Consider the following 3,460-nt stretch of genomic DNA (forward strand, 5'->3'; position numbering starts at 1 on the left):
CGCGGGGCGCCGGACGGGCCACCTCACCGGGGACACGCCGCTGCGGCCCGGTGCGCGCCGGGTCGTGGGCTGTCGGCTGGGTGTCGGCTACGGACGGCATCGGCGTCAGCGTAACCGGACGGGGGGTCGCGGTGTCGGACGGTGTCGCTAGGGTGCGTGCATGGCATCACGGACCCCTCGAGCCACTCGAACCACTCGCGTCACTGTGGTGTCGGTGATGGCTCTCCTCGTCCTGGCCGGGTTGGGCCGGTGCGCGGATGTCGAGCAGGAGATGGGCGGCGGTGTCGGGATGCCCGTCTCGTCGTCATCCCTGGCCCCACCGCCCCATGCACCGATGCCGGATCCGGCGGCCCCGCCCGTTCCCGAGCCAGCACCGCCCGAGCAGGCACCGCCCGAGGCCGTCCCGCCGGGTGATCCGATGGTCGCGTCCGCACGGGTGGCCCTGCCCCAGCTGGAGATCAAGGGGCGCGCGCCCAAGACGGGATACGACCGCGACCTGTTCGGACAGGCGTGGTCCGACGACGTCTCCGTGGAGTTCGGACGCAACGGGTGCGACACGCGCAACGACATCCTGCGGCGCGATCTGCAGGACATCACGGTGCGACCGGGGACCCGGGACTGCGTGGTGCTCACCGGGGTGCTGTACGGGCCCTATACCGGCGAGCGGATCGAATTCGTGCGGGGCCAGGACACCTCGTCGGCGGTGCAGATCGACCACGTGGTGGCCCTGTCGGACGCGTGGCAGAAGGGCGCCCAGCAACTCACCGCCGACCAGCGACGCGACTTCGCCAACGATCCGCTCAACCTGTTGGCGGTGGCGGGTCACGCCAACCAGAGCAAGAGCGACGGTGACGCGGCCACCTGGCTCCCCCCGCGCCGGGAGTTCCGCTGCCCCCTGATCTCGCGGCAGGTCCTGGTCAAGGAGCGCTACGGGCTCTGGGTGACCCCGGCCGAGCACGAGGCCATGGAGCGGGTCCTGGCCCGTTGCGGTTGACCCTGCCGGCCCTGGTCAGAAATCGAAGAGGCCGCCGTCGAAGAAGCCCCCGCCGCCCCCGCCGTCGCCGCCGAACAGGCCGCCGTCGAAGAACCCGCCACCGTCTCCGCCGCCCTCGCCGCCCATGAGCCCGCCGTCGAAGAAGCCGTCGCCGCCGTCACCGCCGCCCATGTCGCTGACGTCCGCGCCACCCTCGCCGATCCCGGACTCGAAGTCCTGGCCGGAGTAGCCGATGCCCGACATCCCGGCGAACATCATGTTGAACATCATCATCGAGCCCATCATCCACACGCCCGTGTGCAGCGCGGAGGCCCACCACGGCTCCGAGTACCAGCCGGCCGGGACCGGTCGCCCGGCCACCACGCCGCCCGGGTAGTAGTGCGGGGTCTCGTCGCTCGGATCGGTCGCGGCCTTCATGGTCCGGCCCTCGACCTCGACGGTCCGGTCCTCGGTCACCCGGCCGGCACGTTCCTGGCCGTCGATCTTCGGCAGCTCCGGTCCGGGATCCAGGCCCATCGCCGCGCGGGCGGCCTGCACGTAGTACAGACCCTCGAGGGCGGTGTCCTTGGCCAGCCTCGCCTGGACCGGAGTGCGGGCGTTCTCGAGCTCCGTCACGGCCGCGGTGTAGCGCTCGGACGCATCGGCCATCGCCTGTTTGGAGGCCTCGTCGGTGCCGTCGAGGTTGAACACCTGACCACCGAGTCGCTCGACCCAGCGCGCGGCCTCGGCACGATGGTCCTCGAGATGGCGGTTGTCGTGCGCCTGCAGCTGCGTCTGGCCCTTGTTCTGACTGCGGGAGACCACGGCGACGGCCACCGCGATCACTGCGGCGATGAGGAGGAATTCCACGGGTCGACCTTTCTCGGTACTACCACCCGAGCGTACCGAGATTGTGCCCCGCCGGTCAGCGGCCGCCGGGCTCGGTGGGCGCGGCCCGATCGACTCCCAGTTCCGCCAGCACCGAGTCGGTGTCCGCACCGTGGTGTCGGGGACCGAACCGCACGGATCCGGGCGTGTCGGACAGCTTGATCGGGATGCCGACGCCGCGGTAGCCGTCGCGCTCGACGACCATCTCCCGATGCAGCACCTGGGGCATGGACAGCGCCTCGCCCACGTGGTTCACCGCCCCCGAGGGCACTCCCACCGCGCGGAGTCGATCCGTCAGGTCGTCACGACGGAGACCTGCGACGAGCCCACCGAGGATCGCCCGCAGCTCCTCCGAGTGCTCCAGACGGTCAGGGTTGGTGAGGAAACGCGGGTCGTCCACCAGTGCGCGGGCGTCCAGCGCCTCCGCCAGCGCCCGGAACTGACGATCGTTGCCGGCGCCGATGAAGAACGGTCCGTCCGAGCAGGTGAAGGTCTCGTACGGACAGATGGTCGGGTGCGCCACCCCGGTGCGCACCGGGGCCTCGCCCGTGGCGAACCATGTGCCCGCGTGCGGGTGCAGGATCGACACGGCGTTGTCGAGCAGGGCCAGGTCGACGAGCTGACCGCGCCCGGTCGTAGCCCGCACGTGCAGCGCCATGAGGATGCCACTCATCGCGTTGAGACTGGTGACGATGTCCACGAGTGGGATCCCGATCCGCATGGCCTCCCCGTCGGGCTCGCCGTTGATGCTCATCAGCCCCGAGAGCCCCTGGAGGACCGCGTCGTACCCGGGTGCGCCTCCGAGCGGTCCGTCCACCCCGTAACCGGTGATGCGGCAGTGGACCAGACGCGGGAAGCGCTCGGCGAGTTCGTCATCGCCGAATCCCCACTTCGCCAGGGTGCCGGCCTTGAAGTTCTCGATGAGCACGTCGGCGTCGTCGAGCAGCCTCGCGAGGACCGCCTGCCCCTCGTCGCTACGCAGATCGAGACTGATGTTCCGCTTGTTGCGGTTGAGCCCGTCGAAGTACGCGCTGTGGTCGTCCCGCACGAAGGGTGGCCCCCAGCCGCGGGTCTCGTCCCCGCCCGGCGGTTCGACCTTGATCACATCGGCGCCGTGGTCGGCCAACATCTGGCCGCACAACGGCCCGGCGAGGACCCGGGCCAGATCCACGACGCGGATGTCGGTGAGGGCACCGGTCTGTGGTGGCTCGGTCTGGTGCGGCACGGTCGGGTGCGGCACGGTCGGGTGTGGCACGGTCGGGTGTGGCTCGGTCACGGACTCAGGCTCCCGGTGCACGACCGGGGCCCACACCGTCGCCACCGACCCTGCCGAGGGTGACCCTGTCGAGCCACGCCGCGGCGCCGCCCTCGACGGCCGTGCCCTCGACGACCATCGGCCATGCACCGTCCATCCCGCCGGTGACCGCGGCGTCCGTGAGCAGGGCTTCCCAGAACGCCGCCGATCCGAACTCACCGCGCCACTGCACTGCGGGCAGGGTCAGACGGTGAAGGGTGTGTTCGTGCGTGGTCCCGATGGCCCCGTGGACCTGGTGGGCATTGCGGACGGCGACCGCGACGGCCTGCGAGGCCACACTGCGG

General features: G+C 71.0%; 3 protein-coding genes and 1 pseudogene. 1 reads left to right on the forward strand and 3 read right to left on the reverse strand.

Annotated elements, in window-relative coordinates; all coding sequences use genetic code 11:
* Positions 1–271 precede the first annotated feature (271 nt).
* A complete protein-coding gene (locus G6027_RS14090; RefSeq protein ID WP_241727139.1) occupies positions 272–994 on the forward strand; it encodes an HNH endonuclease family protein in 723 nt (240 codons plus the stop codon).
* A gap of 15 nt (positions 995–1,009) precedes the next feature.
* On the opposite strand, the gene G6027_RS14095 is transcribed toward G6027_RS14090, so the two are convergent.
* The 3 genes and pseudogenes from G6027_RS14095 to G6027_RS14105 all read right to left on the reverse strand — a co-directional run.
* On the reverse strand, positions 1,010–1,843 hold the full coding sequence (locus G6027_RS14095) for a DUF1542 domain-containing protein (protein WP_182637718.1): 834 nt from the start codon (positions 1,841–1,843) through the stop codon (positions 1,010–1,012).
* A gap of 55 nt (positions 1,844–1,898) precedes the next feature.
* Positions 1,899–3,101 (reverse strand): CoA transferase, encoded by a 1,203-nt coding sequence (locus G6027_RS14100; protein ID WP_346995746.1) that lies wholly within the window; start codon positions 3,099–3,101, stop codon positions 1,899–1,901.
* A gap of 40 nt (positions 3,102–3,141) precedes the next feature.
* Positions 3,142–3,460, reverse strand: a pseudogene (locus tag G6027_RS14105) (hypothetical protein); the annotation flags it as partial.

This window comes from Dietzia sp. SLG310A2-38A2 (assembly GCF_014145095.1).
Taxonomy (GTDB): Bacteria; Actinomycetota; Actinomycetes; order Mycobacteriales; family Mycobacteriaceae; genus Dietzia.